The organism is Intrasporangium sp. (assembly GCF_035688975.1).
Lineage (GTDB): Bacteria > Actinomycetota > Actinomycetes > Actinomycetales > Dermatophilaceae > CALMNV01.
In genome coordinates this window covers 52,862-69,125 of record NZ_DASSMH010000051.1, presented here as the reverse complement: position 1 = coordinate 69,125, position 16,264 = coordinate 52,862, and the positions used below count along the sequence as shown (strand labels likewise).

16 protein-coding genes and 1 pseudogene are annotated in these 16,264 nt (G+C 72.9%); 5 read left to right on the top strand and 12 right to left on the bottom strand.

The window, feature by feature from the left end:
- Both VFJ94_RS05465 and VFJ94_RS05460 read right to left on the bottom strand, forming a co-directional pair.
- Positions 1 to 371, bottom strand: a pseudogene (locus VFJ94_RS05465) (GTPase HflX); the annotation flags it as partial.
- A gap of 322 nt (positions 372 to 693) precedes the next feature.
- A complete protein-coding gene (locus VFJ94_RS05460) occupies positions 694 to 2,262 on the bottom strand; it encodes an alkaline phosphatase D family protein (RefSeq protein WP_325003184.1) in 1,569 nt (522 codons plus the stop codon).
- A 108-nt stretch (positions 2,263 to 2,370) separates the two neighbouring features.
- On the opposite strand from VFJ94_RS05460, the gene VFJ94_RS05455 reads away from it, so the two are divergent.
- Complete coding sequence (locus VFJ94_RS05455) at positions 2,371 to 2,988, top strand: class I SAM-dependent methyltransferase (protein WP_325003183.1); 618 nt, start codon at positions 2,371 to 2,373, stop codon at positions 2,986 to 2,988.
- 199 nt (positions 2,989 to 3,187) lie between these two features.
- On the opposite strand, the gene dapF is transcribed toward VFJ94_RS05455, so the two are convergent.
- From dapF to def, 3 genes are read right to left on the bottom strand one after another with little or no spacing between them, the layout of a single operon-like run.
- Positions 3,188 to 4,039 carry a diaminopimelate epimerase gene (dapF, locus tag VFJ94_RS05450; protein ID WP_325003182.1) on the bottom strand — a complete coding sequence of 284 codons (852 nt, stop codon included), beginning with the start codon at positions 4,037 to 4,039 and terminating at the stop codon, positions 3,188 to 3,190.
- 1 nt (position 4,040) lies between these two features.
- On the bottom strand, positions 4,041 to 5,048 hold the full coding sequence (gene miaA / locus VFJ94_RS05445; RefSeq protein ID WP_325003181.1) for a tRNA (adenosine(37)-N6)-dimethylallyltransferase MiaA: 1,008 nt from the start codon (positions 5,046 to 5,048) through the stop codon (positions 4,041 to 4,043).
- Positions 5,023 to 5,628: a peptide deformylase gene (gene def, locus VFJ94_RS05440; protein ID WP_325003180.1), complete on the bottom strand. Its 606-nt coding sequence runs from the start codon at positions 5,626 to 5,628 to the stop codon at positions 5,023 to 5,025. The genes miaA and def overlap by 26 nt, the downstream gene beginning before the upstream one ends.
- A gap of 111 nt (positions 5,629 to 5,739) precedes the next feature.
- On the opposite strand from def, the gene VFJ94_RS05435 reads away from it, so the two are divergent.
- Together VFJ94_RS05435 and VFJ94_RS05430 are read left to right on the top strand one after the other, a co-directional pair.
- Positions 5,740 to 7,299, top strand: coding sequence for an HD domain-containing phosphohydrolase (locus VFJ94_RS05435; protein ID WP_325003179.1), 1,560 nt, complete (start codon positions 5,740 to 5,742; stop codon positions 7,297 to 7,299).
- Positions 7,300 to 7,512: 213 nt separating this feature from the next.
- A complete protein-coding gene (locus VFJ94_RS05430; RefSeq protein ID WP_325003178.1) occupies positions 7,513 to 8,310 on the top strand; it encodes an alpha/beta hydrolase in 798 nt (265 codons plus the stop codon).
- 3 nt (positions 8,311 to 8,313) lie between these two features.
- On the opposite strand, the gene miaB is transcribed toward VFJ94_RS05430, so the two are convergent.
- Complete coding sequence (miaB, locus tag VFJ94_RS05425) at positions 8,314 to 9,852, bottom strand: tRNA (N6-isopentenyl adenosine(37)-C2)-methylthiotransferase MiaB (protein WP_325003177.1); 1,539 nt, start codon at positions 9,850 to 9,852, stop codon at positions 8,314 to 8,316.
- A gap of 98 nt (positions 9,853 to 9,950) precedes the next feature.
- Between miaB and VFJ94_RS05420 the strand changes: the two genes are divergently transcribed.
- Positions 9,951 to 10,571: a YceI family protein gene (locus VFJ94_RS05420; protein WP_325003176.1), complete on the top strand. Its 621-nt coding sequence runs from the start codon at positions 9,951 to 9,953 to the stop codon at positions 10,569 to 10,571.
- 72 nt (positions 10,572 to 10,643) lie between these two features.
- On the opposite strand, the gene VFJ94_RS05415 is transcribed toward VFJ94_RS05420, so the two are convergent.
- The 3 genes from VFJ94_RS05415 to VFJ94_RS05405 form a co-directional block, all read right to left on the bottom strand.
- Positions 10,644 to 11,111, bottom strand: a complete 468-nt coding sequence (locus VFJ94_RS05415; RefSeq protein WP_325003175.1) for a regulatory protein RecX — start codon at positions 11,109 to 11,111, stop codon at positions 10,644 to 10,646.
- Positions 11,112 to 11,194: 83 nt separating this feature from the next.
- Positions 11,195 to 12,238 (bottom strand): recombinase RecA, encoded by a 1,044-nt coding sequence (gene recA, locus VFJ94_RS05410; protein ID WP_414654569.1) that lies wholly within the window; start codon positions 12,236 to 12,238, stop codon positions 11,195 to 11,197.
- 254 nt (positions 12,239 to 12,492) lie between these two features.
- On the bottom strand, positions 12,493 to 12,741 hold the full coding sequence (locus VFJ94_RS05405) for a DUF3046 domain-containing protein (protein ID WP_414654568.1): 249 nt from the start codon (positions 12,739 to 12,741) through the stop codon (positions 12,493 to 12,495).
- Positions 12,742 to 12,916: 175 nt separating this feature from the next.
- On the opposite strand from VFJ94_RS05405, the gene VFJ94_RS05400 reads away from it, so the two are divergent.
- Entirely contained in the window at positions 12,917 to 14,434 is a 1,518-nt protein-coding gene (locus tag VFJ94_RS05400) for a DUF3352 domain-containing protein (protein WP_325003173.1), read from the top strand.
- A 51-nt stretch (positions 14,435 to 14,485) separates the two neighbouring features.
- Here VFJ94_RS05400 and VFJ94_RS05395 read toward each other — a convergent pair whose 3' ends face one another.
- From VFJ94_RS05395 to VFJ94_RS05385, 3 genes are all read right to left on the bottom strand, one after another.
- Positions 14,486 to 15,322: a serine hydrolase gene (locus tag VFJ94_RS05395; protein WP_325003172.1), complete on the bottom strand. Its 837-nt coding sequence runs from the start codon at positions 15,320 to 15,322 to the stop codon at positions 14,486 to 14,488.
- Between the two features lie 7 nt (positions 15,323 to 15,329).
- Positions 15,330 to 15,644 (bottom strand): helix-turn-helix transcriptional regulator, encoded by a 315-nt coding sequence (locus VFJ94_RS05390; RefSeq protein ID WP_325003171.1) that lies wholly within the window; start codon positions 15,642 to 15,644, stop codon positions 15,330 to 15,332.
- Between the two features lie 111 nt (positions 15,645 to 15,755).
- Complete coding sequence (locus tag VFJ94_RS05385) at positions 15,756 to 16,259, bottom strand: CinA family protein (protein WP_325003170.1); 504 nt, start codon at positions 16,257 to 16,259, stop codon at positions 15,756 to 15,758.
- Between the last annotated feature and the right edge of the window lie 5 nt (positions 16,260 to 16,264).

The following is a 16,264-nucleotide window of genomic DNA, read 5'->3' as shown; positions in this document are numbered from 1 at the left end:
TCCTTCGCCTTGCCGGACCCGATGTAGGTGGCCGGATCGGGACGGTCCCGGCGCTGGATGAGCGCCTCGAGCACGTGTGAGCCGGCGGTCTCGGCCAGCCGGGCCAGCTCGACCAGCGAATTCTCCGCCTCGATCAGCGTGCCCGTCGTCCACACTCCGACCAGCACGACGCGTTCGAGTCGCAGTTGGCGGTACTCGACCTCGGTGATGTCCTCGAGCTCGGTCGACAGGCCCGCGACGCGGCGCAGCGCCGCGCGCTCCTCGCGGTCGAGCTGCTCCCCGTCGAAGCGGCCGTATGCCGTCTCGTCGGCCTCGAGGGGCTCGGTGGCGAGCGCCTCGGCTCGGGTGGTGAAGACGTCGTGGTGCTTCAGGGCGGTGTCCTTGCTGGTCGGATCTGCTGATGTGGCGGCTCGTTCTGGCCCAGCCTGCCATCTGCTCAACACCCCTGACCACCGATTTGTGCCCGAGCACCCGGCATACCTCTGCCGGGGGGCCAGCGCCGGCGGCACTGGCGGCGCCGCCTTGACCTGGGGCCGCCGCGACCTGGGGCCGCCGCAACCTGCCACGGATGCGACCTGGCGCCGCCGCAACCTGGCGCCCGCCGCGACTGGGCGCGCATGCGGGGAGGTTCTCCGGCATCTGGTGCCGGAGAACCTCCCTCGTCCGGGCCGCGCGTCTGCGCGGCTGCGGACCTCAGCGGCGCTGCGGCTCCAGCGTGCGCGCGTAGAGGACCGTCCCGTCGGCCTTGCGCAGCGTGACGACGAACGTGCCGTCGCGGTCGATGTCCACGTGGCCGAAGAACTGGTTGCCGCCGCGAGGGGACTGGTTGGGGTAGTCGGCGGCCCGGGCGAAGTCCACCCGGGGGCCGAACGTCGCGTCCAACTGGTTGGGCCCGAAGGTGCCGGCCGCGATCGGCCCCGCGACGAACTCCCAGAAGGGGTCGAAGTCGGCGAAGGCGGCCCGCGCCGGGTCGTAGTGGTGGGCCGCGCAGTAGTGCACGTCGGCCGTGAGCCACACGACGTTGCGCACGCCGGCCCGCTTGAAGGCCGAGAGCACCGCCGCGAGCTCGAGCTCCTTGCCGAGCGGGGCGCCCGGGTCGCGGTTGGACAGGGACTCCTCGTTGACCGGGCCGTCCGGCACGACGAGGCCGAGCGGCAGGTCGGCGGCGATGACCTTCCACGTGGCGAGCGACCGGCTCACCTCGCGGATGAGCCAGTCCGTCTGCTCCGCGCCGAGGATGTGGGTGCGCTCCTTCTCCAGGCCGGGCGTGTTCGGGTCCTTGAAGCTGCGCATGTCGAGGCAGAAGACGTCGAGGTGCGCCCCGTAGGCGACCTTGCGGTAGATCCGCCCCGGCCGGTTGGGGTCCGCGCCCCGGCCTGCGGACAGCCGGTTGCTGATCGGCTGGTACTCCCACCACGCCTGCCTGGCCCGCCGGGCGAGGACGTCGACGCGCCGCTCGGTGTACCGGTCGTCGGTGAGGATCTGCCCCGGATACCAGTTGTTGTGCGTCTCGTGGTCGTCCCACTGGGCGAGGACGGGCACGTCGGCATACATGGACCGCACGTTCTCGTCCAGCATGGTGTAGCGGTGCCGCCCTCGGAACTCGGCCAGGCTCTCGGCGACCTTGGACACCTCCGGTGTCACGATGTTGCGCCACACCTGCCCGTCGGGCTCGGTGACGCGCTCGGAGATCGGGCCGTCGGCGTAGATCGTGTCGCCGCAGTGGAGGAAGAAGTCCGGGCGGGTGGCGTGCATGCCGGCGTATGCCGTGAGGCCGCCGAGGTCGGGGTTGATGCCCCAGCCCTGACCGCACGTGTCGCCCGTCCACACGAAGCTCGTCGCCGCCGGGTGGTGCGCGGCGGTGCGGAAGCGCAGCTCGGCCTGCTCGCCCAGGTCCCCGTCAGCTCCTTCGAAAGTGAGGGAGACGCCGTACTCGCGTCCGGGGGCGAGGTGGCGCAGGTCGAGCTTGGCGGTGAAGTCGGTCGCCTCCGTGGCGACCGGACCCGGGATCCGGTGCCGCGACCGGCCGGGGCCGGTGACCGTCGCCAGGAGCCGGCCCGGCCGGTCGGCCCGGGCCCACACGGTGGCGCCGTCCGTCGTCACGTCTCCGGACGCCACCCCGGACGAGAGCCGGGGCCGACCAGCCCTGACGAGGCCGGTCGACCGGCCGGTCGAAGCGGCGTGCGCGGCCTCGGGCAGGGCCAGCACGCCGGCACCGGCGAGCGCGCCCCCGAGGAGGGTTCGGCGGTTCAGTTCGCTCATGGGCAGCAGCCTGCTCGTCGCGGGTGGACGGCCGCCGGCGTGCGGGCGGTCCCCGGGGTGAACCTTCGGTGCCAGGCCCTGCGGCCTGCGCCGACTAGCGTTGACCCGGTGAACCCCGGACCGGTCGACCACTACTTCAGCGCCGAGCCGGCCACCCCCGCGGAGCGCCGGAGCCTGTCCCTGCGCCTCGACGGCCGCGACCTCGATCTCGTCACGGCCCGAGGGGTGTATTCCCCCGACCGGCTCGACCCCGGCACCGCCGTCCTGCTCGCCGGCGCCCCGGACCCCGCGCCGACCGGCGACCTGCTCGACCTCGGCTGCGGCTGGGGGCCCATCGCCCTCACGCTCGCCCTGCGCTCGCCGGCCGCGCGGGTGTGGGGCGTCGACGTCAACCGGCGGGCCCTCGACCTCGCCCGCACCAATGCCGAGCTGGCGGGTGTCGCCAACGCCACCTTCTGCGAGCCGGGGGACGTCCCCGAGGAGCTGCGCTTCGCCACGATCTGGTCCAACCCGCCGATCCACGTGGGCAAGGCAGCCCTGCACGAGCTGCTCGGCCAGTGGCTGCCGCGCCTCACCGCGAGCGGCGTGGCGCACCTGGTCGTGCAGAAGCACCTCGGCTCGGACTCGCTGCAACGATGGCTCTCGGCGCAGGACTGGGGCCTGACCTGCACCCGGCTGTCGTCCGCCAAGGCCTTCCGCATCCTCGAGGTCCGGCGCGCCCCCTGACCCCTTCCCCCACCTCGTCGAGTGGCCACTTCCGCACACCCACCCCGCCCCGGCCCTCCCATGTCGAGTGGCCAGTTCCGCACACCCACCCCGCCCCTCCCATGTCGAGTGGCCACTTCCGCACCGCGTCCCCCGAGCGAAACTGGCCACTCGACCGGCAGCCCCGAGCGAAACTGGCCACTCGACCGGGAAGCGGGGGTCAGAGCGGGAAGTCTCCGTCCGCGACGAGCTCCGCCGGGCCGGCCAGCTCGACGCGCTGGCCGGGCAGGGGGGTCACCCTGAGCCGGCCGCCGGGGACGTCGACGAGCCACGGCGTGTCGTCCTCCACGCCGGACCAGAACCGGGTGGCGAGCGCTGCTGCCGCGGCGCCCGTGCCGCACGAGCGGGTCTCCCCCACACCGCGCTCGTGCACCCGCATGGCGATGTGCCCCGGGCCGAGCGGGTGGACGAACTCGACGTTGACGCCGTTCGCCGGCTCCGGGTGCACCTCGGGAGCGGAGGTGAGGTCGAGCGCGTCGAGCCCGACCTCCTCGGGCAGCATGACGACGGCGTGCGGGTTGCCGAGGTCGAGCGACAGGGCGGGCACGGGCTTGCCGTGGCGCGGGCGCACCATCGCGTCGAAGCCGTCACGGCGCGCGGCCGCCTCGTCGACGAGGCGCCACGGGCCGAGGTCGACGGCATACCCGTCGTCGGTGACGCGCACGGTCTTGGCCCCTGCCCGGGTCGCGATCGTGAAGTCCGGGCCCGAGGCGAGCCCCTCCCGCATGAGGTAGGCCGCGAAGACCCGGGTGCCGTTGCCGCACATCTGCGCCAGCGAGCCGTCGGCGTTGCGGTAGTCCATGAACCACTCGGCCGTAGGCGCGAGAGCGCGCACCCCCTCGTCGGTGGACAAGGCGGTGGGCATCACCCGGATGACGCCGTCCCCACCGATGCCGGCGCGGCGGTCGGCGATGCGCTGCACCTGGGCCGGCGTGAGCTCCAGCGTCCCGTCGAGGTCGGGCACGAGGACGAAGTCGTTCTCCGTGCCGTGGCCCTTGGTGAAGCGCGTCATGTCAGCCATTGTCCGGCATGGCGCCCGCCCCTCCGGGCGGGGGCGGTGGGTCGCCAGTCGAAGGGTCGTGCCGGAGCGCCCGGGCACAAACGACGTCGAGGGCCCGCTCGACGAGGTCCGGCGCCTGCGCGTCGAGCCACACGATGCGGGGGTCCGCGCGGAACCAGGACTCCTGCCGGCGCGCGTAGCGCCGGGTGGCGCGGGCTGTCTCGGCGATCGCGGCCTCGGCCGTCGAGACGCCGTCGAGGACCTCGACGGCCTGGCGGTAGCCGATGGCGCGGCTGGCCGTGAAGCCCTCGCGCAGCCCCAGCGGCAGCAGGCCGCGCACCTCCTCGAGCAGCCCGTCGCGCCACATCCGCTCGACCCGCCGGTCGATGCGCTCGTCGAGCACCTCCCGGGACACGCGGAGGCCGAGCATGGTTGTGGGACAGAGAAACCGGCGCGTCGGCATGGTCGCGCTGAAGGGCCGACCGGTCAGCGTGACCACCTCGAGCGCGCGGACGACGCGCCGGACGTTGGCCGGCAGGATGCCGGCGGCGGCCGCGGGGTCGAGCCGGGCGAGGCGCGCGTGCATGACCGACGCGCCCTGCTCCAGCGCCTCCTCCTCGAGCCGGCTCCGCAGGGCCGGGTCGGTCGGCGGGATGTCGAGCCGGTCAAGGGCGGCCCGGAGGTAGAGCCCGGAGCCCCCCACCAGAATCGGCGCCCGTCCGCGCGCGCGGATCGCAGCCACGTCCGCTCGGGCCGCGACCTGGTAGCGCGCGACACTCGCCTCCTCGGTCACCTCGAGGACGTCGAGCTCGTGGTGCGGTATGCCGTGCCGCTCGCCCACCGGCAGCTTGGCCGTCCCGATGTCCATCCCGCGGTAGAGCTGCATGGCGTCGGCGTTGACGACCTCGCCGCCCAGCCGCTGCGCCAGCTCCAGGCCGAGGTCCGACTTGCCGCTCGCGGTGGCCCCGACGACGGCGATGACCGACGCAGGCGGCTCAGGCGAGGTGCTCGTCGGGCGCATCGTCCTCGCCGTGCCCGAACGGGTCCGCGTCCACGCCGGGCAGCCACGAGTGTCCCGGCGTGCCCCACCCGTTGCGCTTGACCGCCTTGCGGGCCTTCTTGCGCCACCGGTCCTCGAGCCGGTCGACGTAGAGGGTGCCGTTGAGGTGGTCGTACTCGTGCTGCATGCACCGGGCGAACCATCCGGTGGCGTCGAACTCCATTGTGTTGCCGTCGAGGTCGGTGCCGACGACGTGCGCCGTGGCGGCTCGTTTGAGTGGAAACGACTCCCCGGGCACCGAGAGGCAGCCCTCGGCCTCGTCGTGCGGGTCGGGCGGCTCGTGCGGCACGCGCGACGTCGTCACGATGGGGTTGATGACGTGACCGGTCGCCGGGACGCCGTCGTCGTTGGCCATCTTCCAGATGAAGACCCGCAGCCCGACGCCGATCTGCGGCGCCGCGAGCCCGACGCCGTTGGCCGCGTCGTTGGTCTCGACCATGTCGGCGACGAGCGTGCGCAGCGCGTCGTCGACCTCGGTCACGAGGGCGGCGCTGCGGTGCAGGACGGGGTCACCGGCGATGACGATGCGGCGGACGGGCATGCGCGCAAGTCAAGCACGCGGCCCGCAGGAGCCTGCAACCGGCGACGTCGGAGCTGGGTTTCGGCGCCCTGGCCGTACGAGCGCGCCGGCGAGCGGCGTAGGGTCAGCACCGTGTCGGCCTCTCGCGACGGCGGAACGCGGACCTCCGAGTTGCTCGCCTCGCTGGCCCTGGCGACGGATCTCGGCACCGGACAACCCCTTGAGCGCGGCCTGATGACGTGCGTGCTGGCGATGACGGTCGGCCGGGCGATGGGCGCTGACGGCGAGACGCTGCGGGCGGTTCACCAGTTCTCCCTCCTGCGCTTCCTCGGGTGCACCTCGGATGCGTGGGAGACGGCCCGGCTGGTGGCCGGGGACGAGACGGCTTTCCTCTCGGCCATGGCGCCGGCGACCATGGGGTCCCCACGCGAACAAGTAGCCTCCCTCGTGCGCAGCGTTGCCCGCGACGCGTTCCCGCCACTGCGCGCCGCTCGGCTGGCCGCGGTGCTGGCCGACCCCGGCGGCGGACATCGGTCGCTGTCGACCCACTGCGAGACCGCCGTCCGACTGGGCACGAGACTCGGCTGCGGGCCGCAGGTCCTCGCCGCCCTCGCACACGCCTACGAACGATGGGACGGCAAGGGGGCGCCGTCCGGCTTGTCAGGCGACGCCATCCCTGCGGCTGTGCGCATCGTTGTCGCGGCGGGTGACCTGCAGCTCCATGCCCGGGCAAGCGGGACCGCGCTGGCCCTCGAGGTCCTGCGTCGCCGGCGCGGGCGCGCCTATGACCCGACAGTGGTGGACGCGTGCCTCGAGGTCGGACCAGCGGAGCTCGCACGGCTGGACGCCGTCCCGCTGTGGGAGGAGGTCATGGCCGTGGAGCCGGCGCCACACGGACGGCTGGACGACGCGGCGCTCGACCTGGCACTCACCGCGGTCGCCGACTTCGCCGATCTGAAGTCGCCCTGGCTGCGCGGCCACTCGAGGAGGGTGGCCGCCCTCGCCGAGGCGGCCGGGAGATGGTGCGGACTCGCGGAGGGTGACACGACTGCCCTGCGCCGGGCCGGGCTGGTGCACGACGTCGGGAGGGTCGGCGTGCCCCACGGACGGACCGCGCGGTCCGGTCAGGTGGGAGCGGCGGCGCGGGAGCGGGAGCGGCTGCACCCATACCTGACCGAGCGGGTGCTCGCTCAGTGCGCCGGCCTGCAGTCGTATGCCGCCTTGGCCGCGGCCCATCATGAGCGGCTCGACGGGCGTGGCTACCACCGCGGCCTGCGCGGCGCCCAACTCGACATACCGGCCCGGGTGTTGGCCGCAGCCGACCTGTGCGCCCTGCTGAGGCAGGGGACGCCGGACCGGGCCGGCCTCGACCCCGGCGGCGTCACCACGGCGCTGCGCTCGGCGGTGGACGAAGGGGCCCTCGACCCCGCCGCCGTGGACGCCGTGCTCGGAGTCCAGGCCGGGACGTCCCGCCGCGGGCACCACCGAGCGCCCGCGGGCTTGACGGGGCGGGAGACCGAGGTCCTTCGCCTGCTCGCCGCCGGCAATTCCAACAGGCAGATCGCGAGCCGGCTGCAGCTGTCCGTCAAGACCGTCGGGCGGCACGTGGAGAACCTTTACGCCAAGACGCAGACCCACAGCCGGGCAGCCGCGGCCGTGTTCGCACTGGAGCACGGGATCCTGCCCGAATGACGCGTCGGCCCCTCGGCGGCGCCCCGACGGCCCTGACGAGCCGCCGTCTCGGGCTTGTTCACGTTGGGGCGATCGCCCCATTCCACGGGACGTCGACACGACAGATGCTGGAGCTCTCACCGTCAGGAGGACCAGATGACCCACCTCGGCTCGCCAACGACCCCAACCCCCCTTGCTCGAGACTCGCTCCCCGGTTCGGACGTTGGGCGCCTCGTGCCAGTCCGCGACACCGAGCTGTACGTCAAAGCCGAGGGGAACGGTCCTCCGCTGGCGTTCGTCCACGGGATGTGCGGCGACGCCGAGGTCTGGACGGACCAGGTGCGCCGGCTCTCGGACCGCTTCACCTGCCTTGCGTACGACCGGCGCGGGCACAGCCGCAGTCCCGCCGGCGCGAGGGACCAGTCCTACGCCACGCACGCCGACGACGCGGCCGCGCTCATCGAGACGCTGGGCCTGAGGGGCTGCACGCTGGTGGGCTCGAGCGGCGGCGCCTACGTCGGGTTCGAGGTACTGCGCCGGCACCCCGGCGTGGTCGGCGCCGCCGTGCTCTCCGAGCCGCCGCTGTTCCCCCTCGACCCCGCCGCAGGCGCGGCGCTGAAGCGCGACGTCGCACCGGCCGTGGACGCCGCGGTCGCGAGCCGGGGCCCCCGGGCCGCCGTCGACGCCTTCTTCGAGGTGGTCTGCCCCGGCCTGTGGGAGGCCATCGACGAGCGCCGTCGGGATCGCTACCGTGACAATGCGCCGATGCTCTTGCCCGCCCTCACGGAGCCGGCCGACCCGGTCGACGCGGCCACCCTGGCGGCCATTGACGTGCCGGTTCTCGTCCTCACCGGGTCCGAGAGCCACCCGGCACTGCGGACCATCGCGGCCCGGCTTGCCAGTGGGCTCATCAACGCCTCACTCGTCGAACTGCCCGGTTCGGGGCACGTCACGTATGCCGAGCAGCCCGCCGCCTTCGAGGCAGCAGTCCGCGCGTTCGCCGACTCCCTCGGGCCGCGACCGAGGGGGTGACCGTCACCCGGCGGTGCAGCCTGGCGCCGGGGCCCTGCCGGCCGCGTGGGACGGGACGTCGGGACGGCCGACGGACGGCATGCCGAGGCTGACGCGGGGCCTGCCGGCGGCGGCCGGGTCCGCCTGCAGCGCCGCCCACGCGTCGCCGCCCCGGGTGCGCCGCACGGCATACGGCCCGCCGGTGAGCCCGGCGTCGGCGACCAGGTGGTGCGGGGCGCCGTAGGTCACCCCGACGGTCACGAGGTCACCCGGCCGGGGGACGTCCGCGCCCTGCGGCACGGCGAAGTGGACGAGGCGGTTGTCCCTCGCGCGCCCGGACAGGCGCCGGGTCTCAGCGTCCTTGCGGCCCTCGCTCGGGGCGACGAGCACCTCGACCTCGCGGCCCTCGATCCGCCGGTTCTCGGCCCAGCTCACCTGCTCCTGCAGGGCGATGAGGCGCTCGAAGCGCTCCTGGACGACCTCCTTGGGGACCTGCCCGTCCATCGTGGCCGCGGGCGTCCCGGGTCGGACGGAGTACTGGAAGGTGAAGGCGCTCGAGAAGCGCGCCGCCCGGACGACGTCGAGGGTGCCCTGGAAGTCCGCCTCGGTCTCGCCGGGGAAGCCGACGATGACGTCCGTCGTGATGGCGGCGTCGGGGATCTGCTCACGGACCTCGTCGAGGATGCGGAGGAAGCGGGCGCTGCGGTAGGAGCGGCGCATGTCCCGCAGCACCTTGTCCGAGCCGGACTGCAGCGGCATGTGCAGGCTCGGCATGACGTTGGGCGTCTCCGCCATGGCGCGGATCACGTCGTCGGTGAAGGCGGCGGGGTGCGGGCTGGTGAACCGGACCCGCTCGAGCCCGTCCACCTCGCCGCACGCGCGGAGCAGCTTGCCGAAGGCAAGCCGGTCGCCGAACTCGACGCCATACGTGTTGACGTTCTGCCCCAGCAGCGTGATCTCGACGACGCCCTGGGCGACGAGCGCCTCGATCTCGGCAAGCACCTCGCCCGGGCGCCGGTCCGCCTCCTTGCCCCGCAGGCTCGGCACGATGCAGAAGGTGCACGTGTTGTTGCAGCCGACGGAGATCGAGACCCACGCGCTGTATGCCGAGTCGCGCCGGGTCGGCAGGGTGGAAGGGAACACCTCGAGGCTCTCGAGGATCTCCACCTGGGCCCGCCTGTTGTGGGCGGCGCGGTCGAGCAGGACCGGCAGCGAGCCGAGGTTGTGGGTGCCGAAGACGACGTCGACCCAGGGCGCCTTGTCGACGATGAGGCCACGGTCCTTCTGGGCCAGGCACCCGCCCACGGCGATCTGCATGTCGGGATTGCGCAGCTTGGCCGGGCGCAGCTGGCCGAGGTTGCCGTAGAGCTTGTTGTCCGCGTTCTCCCGGACGGCGCAGGTGTTGAAGACGACGACGTCCGCGACCTCCGGTCGCTCCGCGGCGGGCACGCTTGCCAGGTCGACGTAGCCGGCGGTCTCGAGGAGCCCGGCCAGTCGCTCGCTGTCGTGGACGTTCATCTGGCACCCGTGGGTGCGCACGTCATAGGTCTTCTGCGTCGTCATGGCACCGTCAAGCCTACGGCGTGAGATCGCACTTGACACTTCAACTAAGTAGGTCCATACTCATGATTGAAAGTTCAATAACAACGTGAGGAACCATCATGGGACTGTTCAACCGCTCCAGCAACGCCGCCGCCCCCGCCCCCGTCGCGGCCGAGGAGACCTCCAGCATCGTCGCCGACCTCTCGGGTGACTACGTCATCGACCCCACGCACACCCGCCTCGGCTTCTCCGCCCGGCACGCCATGGTGACCAAGGTCCGCGGCCAGTTCGACGAGTTCGAGGGCACGGCGCACGTCGACGCCGCCAACCCGGCCGCCTCCTCCGTCTCGGTCGTCATCCAGGCCGCCAGCGTCACCACGGGCAACGCCCAGCGCGACGGCCACCTCAAGACCCCGGACTTCTTCGACGTCGAGAACCACCCCCAGATCACCTTCGTCTCCACCAAGGTCGAGCGCAACGGTGGCGAGTGGGACATCACGGGTGACCTGACCATCAACGGCGTCACCAAGAGCGTGACGATCCCCTTCGAGGAGACCGGCTCCGCCAAGGACCCCTTCGGCAACACCCGGATCGGCTTCGAGGGCAGCACCACCATCAACCGCACCGACTGGAACCTCTCCTTCCAGGCCGCCCTCGAGACCGGCGGCGTCCTCGTGAGCGAGAAGGTCACGCTGGAGTTCGACATCTCGGCGATCGCCCAGGTGCCGGCGCAGGCCTGAGCCTCGCGACCGTAGGCCCAAGGGGGCGAGGACCTGAGGGTCCTTGCCCCCTTGGGCTGTCATGCCTGCCGCTCAGTCGCGCTGGTGCTCCGCGGCCCCCGCGATGGCGTCGCGGATGACCGGCCACGCGACGTCGCCGGAGTAGCCCTTGCGGGCCAGCATCCCGGCGAGGCGCCGGGCCTGCACGTCGGCGTCGAGGCCATGCATGGTGCGCAGCCGCCTGGCCACGAGCTCCTCCGCGCGGGCGCGCTCCTGCGCCGCGCCGACCTGCTCGAGCGCCCCGTCGGCGAGCTCCTTGTCGATGCCCTGCTTCCGCAGCTCCTGCGCCAGCGCACGCCGGGAGAGCCCCCGGCTCGAATGCCTCGAGCGCACGAGCAGCTCCGCGTAGGCCTCGTCGTCGACCAGACCGACCTCGGTCATCCGGTCGAGGACCCGGCCCGCCACGTCGTCGGGACAGCCGCGGTCGCGCAGCTTCTTCTCGAGCTGGGCCCGGCTGCGCGGCGCGACCGTCAGCTGCCGCAGGACGATGGCTCTGGCCACCGCCTCAGGGTCCGCCGGCGCGTCCGCGCCCGCGGCGGCGCGCGTCGCAGCTGCCTCCGGGCCCGTCGCGGGAGGCACCACGATCAGAACTCGACGGGCACGTCCGCGACCTCGGCCGGCCGGTCGACCCGGGGACCGACGCCGAGCTTCTCCTTGACCTTCTTCTCGATCTCGTCCGCCAGGTCGGGGTTGTCCCGGAGGAAGTTGCGCGCGTTCTCCTTGCCCTGTCCGAGCTGGTCGCCCTCGTAGGTGTACCAGGCGCCGGCCTTGCGGATGAAGCCGTGGTCCACTCCCATGTCGATCAGGCCGCCCTCACGTGAGATGCCGTGACCGTAGAGGATGTCGAACTCGGCCTGCTTGAACGGCGGGGACACCTTGTTCTTGACGACCTTGACGCGGGTCCGGTTGCCGACCGGGTCGGTGCCGTCCTTGAGCGTCTCGATGCGGCGCACGTCGAGGCGCACCGAGGCGTAGAACTTCAGGGCCTTGCCACCCGTCGTCGTCTCCGGCGAGCCGAACATGACGCCGATCTTCTCGCGCAGCTGGTTGATGAAGATGGCAGTCGTCCCGGTGGTGTTGATCGCTCCGGTGAGCTTGCGCAGTGCCTGGGACATGAGGCGGGCCTGCAGGCCGACGTGGCTGTCGCCCATCTCGCCCTCGATCTCCGCGCGGGGCACCAGCGCGGCGACGGAGTCGATGACGATGATGTCGAGGGCTCCGGATCGGATCAGCATGTCGGCGATCTCGAGCGCCTGCTCCCCCGTGTCGGGCTGGGAGACGAGCAGCGCGTCGGTGTCGACGCCGAGCTTCTTGGCGTACTCCGGGTCGAGCGCGTGCTCGGCGTCGATGAACGCCGCGATGCCGCCCGCCTTCTGCGCGTTGGCGACCGCGTGGAGCGCGACCGTCGTCTTTCCCGAGGACTCCGGGCCGTAGATCTCCACGATGCGGCCCCGCGGGAGGCCGCCGATGCCCAGAGCCACGTCGAGCGAGATCGACCCGGTGGGGATCACCTCGATCGGCGGACGGATGTCGTCACCGAGGCGCATCACCGCGCCCTTGCCGTGGGCCTTCTCGATCTGGCCCATCACCGTGGCGAGCGCCTTGTCCTTGTCCTGCACCATTGCCATGTCAGTCACCTGTCTGCCGTCTGCGTGGCGGTCGCCTACCTGCAACCCGACGGCTCGTTGGTCCTTCGCGGTCGGATCAGACGTTAGGTGCCGGCACCGACATCGATGTGCTCCACGAGACGGCCTGTGGACGATGCCCGGACGGTACCGGTCCTGTGCACAACACTACCGAACAGACGTTCGACGCAGGTCCACGACACGCCCACGACCCTGGTTTCTCGACGACCGCGTTTCTCGACGACCGCGTTTCTCGACTACCGGTGCGTCTGGCCGCCCTGGGCGCCTCGAGCCGGGCGGGCGCTCCGGCCGAGCCGGCGCTCGGCCGGGACCTCCATGTCCTCGCAGATCGCCTCCCAGACGTCCCGCGGCGGCACGCCGTCCTCGATGGCCTGCAGGACGGTGCGGCCGGACAGCGCATGAAGCACGTGGTCGCGGGCCAGCGAACCGGCATACGCCTGCCCGAACTCGTCGTTCATCAGGGTCCAGAAGTGACTCATCCGCACTCTCGACAGTCTCGCACGACCAGGTGGAGCGACCGGTCGCTCGTTCCCCTTCGAGCGACAGCTCGCGGATGCGGCCATTTGTCCCGCTATGTTCCTGGGTCTCCTGCGCCCGCGATATCCTCTCCGCGGGGCCCCACCGGGTCCGCCGTCCTTTCTTCGAGTCAGGGGAGACCTCATGAGCCAGCCACCGTCCCACGCCACAGCGGGCGCGCCCGAGCCCGTCGGCGTGGGCCTGTCCGACGAGCCGAGCGCGCCGCGCACCAGGAAGACGGGCCTGCTCGTCGGGGGGGTCGCCGCGCTGGCCCTCCTCGGCGGCGGCGCCGCCTTCGCCGCAAGCCAGCTGGGGGGCGGCGGCGCGCAGCCGGCGGACGTCCTCCCCGGCGACGCCTACGCCTACGCGCGCGTCGACATCGACCCCTCCGCCGGCCAGAAGATCGCGGCCGTGCGCTTCCTCGACAAGGTCCCGAAGCTGGGAGACACCCTCGGCTCCGGCGACCCGCGCCAGAAGCTGTGGAACCTCCTGGCCAAGGACGCCGGCAGCTGCGTGCAGGGCTACGACTACGCCAAGGACATCGCCCCGTGGCTCGGGGACCGCGCCGGCGTGGCCGTCCGCCCGGGCGGCACCAAGGACCAGCCCAACGTCGTGGTCGCCGTGCAGGTCAAGGACGAAGCCACCGCCTCGGGCACGCTGGGCAAGCTGCTCGGCTGTGCCAAGGGCGACCAGCAGTCCGAGCTGCGTATGAAGGACGGCTACGCGCTGATCACGCCCAAGGGCCAGGCGGACGCGACGGTCGCCGCCGTCGACAAGGGCACCCTCGCCTCCAACACCACGTTCAGCGGCGACATGCAGGCCCTCGGAGAGCAGGGGGTGATGTCGCTGTGGGTCGACGCCGCCCCAGCGGTCAAGGCCCTCGGGGACGCCGCGGGCGCGGGGACGGCCTCGGCGCCGGTGACGGGCCGGGCGGCCATGGCGCTGCGCTTCGACCCCGGCTACGTCGAGGTCGCCGGGACCGCCCGGGGGACCACGGGGGTCACCAAGGTGGCCGGCGGCGCGACCGAGCTGACCACCCTGCCCCAGGACACCGTCGGGGCGATCCAGGTCTCGGGGGCCGGCCAGCTGCTCGATGCCGCCTGGCCCCAGCTGAAGAAGGTCATCGACGACGCTGCCGCGAAGAGCGGCCAGGACGACCCCGTCGGCATGATCGAGCAGCAGCTCGACGTCAAGCTGCCCGACGACCTCAAGGTGCTCCTCGGCTCCTCGCTCACGGTGGCCGTGCCGGCCCAGGACTTCGGCTCGAGCGCCCTCGCCATCGGCGGCAAGACGGTGACCTCCAACGCCAAGCGCGCCGGGGAGGTGCTGACCTCGATCACCGACGCCGCCGGCGGCGCCCTCACCCTCGACAAGAAGGTCGTCGGCGACAAGGTCTACGTCGCCTCGACGCCGGACTACCTCGACAAGCTCGTCACTGGCGGCAGGCTGGGCGACTCCGACGCCTTCAAGGTGGCCGTCGGCGACACCAAGGACACCAACGTCGCGGTGTTCGTCGACCTCGACCGGATCGAGAAGCACTACCTGTCCGCCGTCGACGAGCAGGCGCGACCGGCTGTCGAGGCGCTGCGCGCGGTGGGGCTCAACTCCGTCATCACCGGCGCCGGCGAGCAGCGGTTCACGCTGCGGCTCGTGGGCAACTGAGCCGCAGGCACGCGGTCGAGGACGTCGCCCTGGCGACGTCCTCGACCGGCGTCACGTGGTGAAGACCCGCCACACCTCTCGAGCGACAGAGGCGACGAGGGCGGCTCCGGCCGCGTCGTCCAGGCCGGTCGTCGTGCACACGGAGAGCACGAACGGCGGCCGGTAGACCGGCCGCACGAGGCAGACGTCGTGCGCGACGCCCGGGACCCACCCGGTCTTGTTGGCGCTCGGGACCGAGCCCGGGAGACCCGCCGGGATCATGTTGCGGTGCACCTGCCTGGCCAGCATCGCCTCGACGGGGGCGCACACCATGGGACCGCCGAGGGCGGTGTCCCGCCTGCCGATGGCGGCCATGATGAGCCCGAGGTCGGCGGCCGTGACGGTGTTGGTGATGCCCGCCTCACGCGCCGTTGCGTCGTCGATGCCGCGCGCGATGGCGGTGGCGGGCGAGCACCCCACCGTCTGGAGGACCCTGCTCACCTCCGGGAGCCCGACGACGTCGAGCAGCAGGTTGGCCGCGAGGTTGCCCGACTGGGCCAGGGCGTGGTCGGCGAGCTGCAGCACCGTGCGGGTCCCGCCGAGCGCGCCCCACGTGCCGGGGTCCTGGTCCTTGGCCGGGTCGAGGGAGTACGTCGAGCCGTCGGCGACCGACCGGAACTCGTTGTGGACGTGGACGGGGGCTGACAGCTGCAGCTCGCCGCGGGCCGCGCGGCGCATGGCGGCGACGACGAGCGGCAGCTTCATCGTCGACGCCGCGTCGTGGGGCACGGTGGCGGCCCGGGCGAAGCGAACCCCGAGCAGGTCGCTCCACCACACGGACACCGTGGCCCCGGAGCCGCCGGCGCTCTCCAGCAGGGCCTCGAGGCCCCGGAACGGGGAGACGGACATGGCCGGCTCAGGCGGCCGAGGCCGACACGACCGTGTCGGGCAGGGCCTGGTCGGGCGGGCCGGGCAGCGCCACCGTGAGCGCGAGCCCCTCGGACTCGGCCATCCGGCTCGAGACGTCGATGAGGACCTGGGAGAGCGGCAGCTCGAGCGCCCCGCAGATCGAGGCGAGCAGCTCGGAGGACGCCTCCTTCTCCCCGCGCTCGACCTCGCTGAGGTAGCCCAGGGATACCGAGGCGGTCGCGGAGATCTCGCGGAGCGTGCGGCCCTGGGCCCGGCGCCGCTCGCGCAGGACGTCACCGAGTTCACGTCGCAGCAAGGTCATGTCGTCCTCCTCGGTGTCGTCGTCGATGTCGGGTGCCCTTGGCTCCTACCGTACCGCCTGCTCGCGTCCGGGGCCCGGGGGTTGTGCGGCACCGGCCTGGCGGGCGGCCGGTCACCCCACCCCGGGCCGCGTCCCCGAGGCGCCGGGGGGCACGCCCATCTGGGTGGCGGCCAGGTCGAGCAGCTGCCGCACGGCCGCGGCCCGCACGTGCGCGCGTGATCCCTGCAACCGCAGACGCTCGGTGCGGATTCCCGCGGGCCCGGCCACCGCGATGTCCACGGTGCCGGCCGGCTTGCCCTCCGCGGGCCCGGGGCCGGCGACGCCGGTCGTCGCCAGGCCCCACGTCGCCCCCAGCCGCGTCCGCGCCCCCGACGCCATGGCGGCGGCGACGGCGGGGTCGACGGTGCCGACGCGCTCGAGGAGCCCGGGGTCGACCCCGAGCAGCGCGACCTTGAGGTCGGCGGCATACGCCACCACCGCGCCGCGCAGCACGAGCGAGGCACCCGGCACGTCGGCCAGGGCGGCGGCGACGAGCCCGGCCGTGAGCGACTCGGCGCAGGCCACCGTCTGCCCGAGCCCGGTGAGGTGCCGCACGATGCGCCCGGACGTCTCCACCGGGC

Bases quoted from the DNA above. Each gene is read 5' to 3' on its own strand.
- VFJ94_RS05390 (WP_325003171.1), bottom strand. From the start codon at position 15,644: ATGACCTTGCTGCGACGTGAACTCGGTGACGTCCTGCGCGAGCGGCGC.
- miaB (WP_325003177.1), bottom strand. From the start codon at position 9,852: ATGACGACGCAGAAGACCTATGACGTGCGCACCCACGGGTGCCAGATG.
- VFJ94_RS05395 (WP_325003172.1), bottom strand. From the start codon at position 15,322: ATGTCCGTCTCCCCGTTCCGGGGCCTCGAGGCCCTGCTGGAGAGCGCC.
- VFJ94_RS05460 (WP_325003184.1), bottom strand. From the start codon at position 2,262: ATGAGCGAACTGAACCGCCGAACCCTCCTCGGGGGCGCGCTCGCCGGT.
- recA (WP_414654569.1), bottom strand. From the start codon at position 12,238: ATGGCAATGGTGCAGGACAAGGACAAGGCGCTCGCCACGGTGATGGGC.
- VFJ94_RS05400 (WP_325003173.1), top strand. From the start codon at position 12,917: ATGAGCCAGCCACCGTCCCACGCCACAGCGGGCGCGCCCGAGCCCGTC.
- def (WP_325003180.1), bottom strand. From the start codon at position 5,628: ATGCCCGTCCGCCGCATCGTCATCGCCGGTGACCCCGTCCTGCACCGC.
- dapF (WP_325003182.1), bottom strand. From the start codon at position 4,039: ATGACGCGCTTCACCAAGGGCCACGGCACGGAGAACGACTTCGTCCTC.
- VFJ94_RS05420 (WP_325003176.1), top strand. From the start codon at position 9,951: ATGGGACTGTTCAACCGCTCCAGCAACGCCGCCGCCCCCGCCCCCGTC.
- miaA (WP_325003181.1), bottom strand. From the start codon at position 5,048: ATGCGCCCGACGAGCACCTCGCCTGAGCCGCCTGCGTCGGTCATCGCC.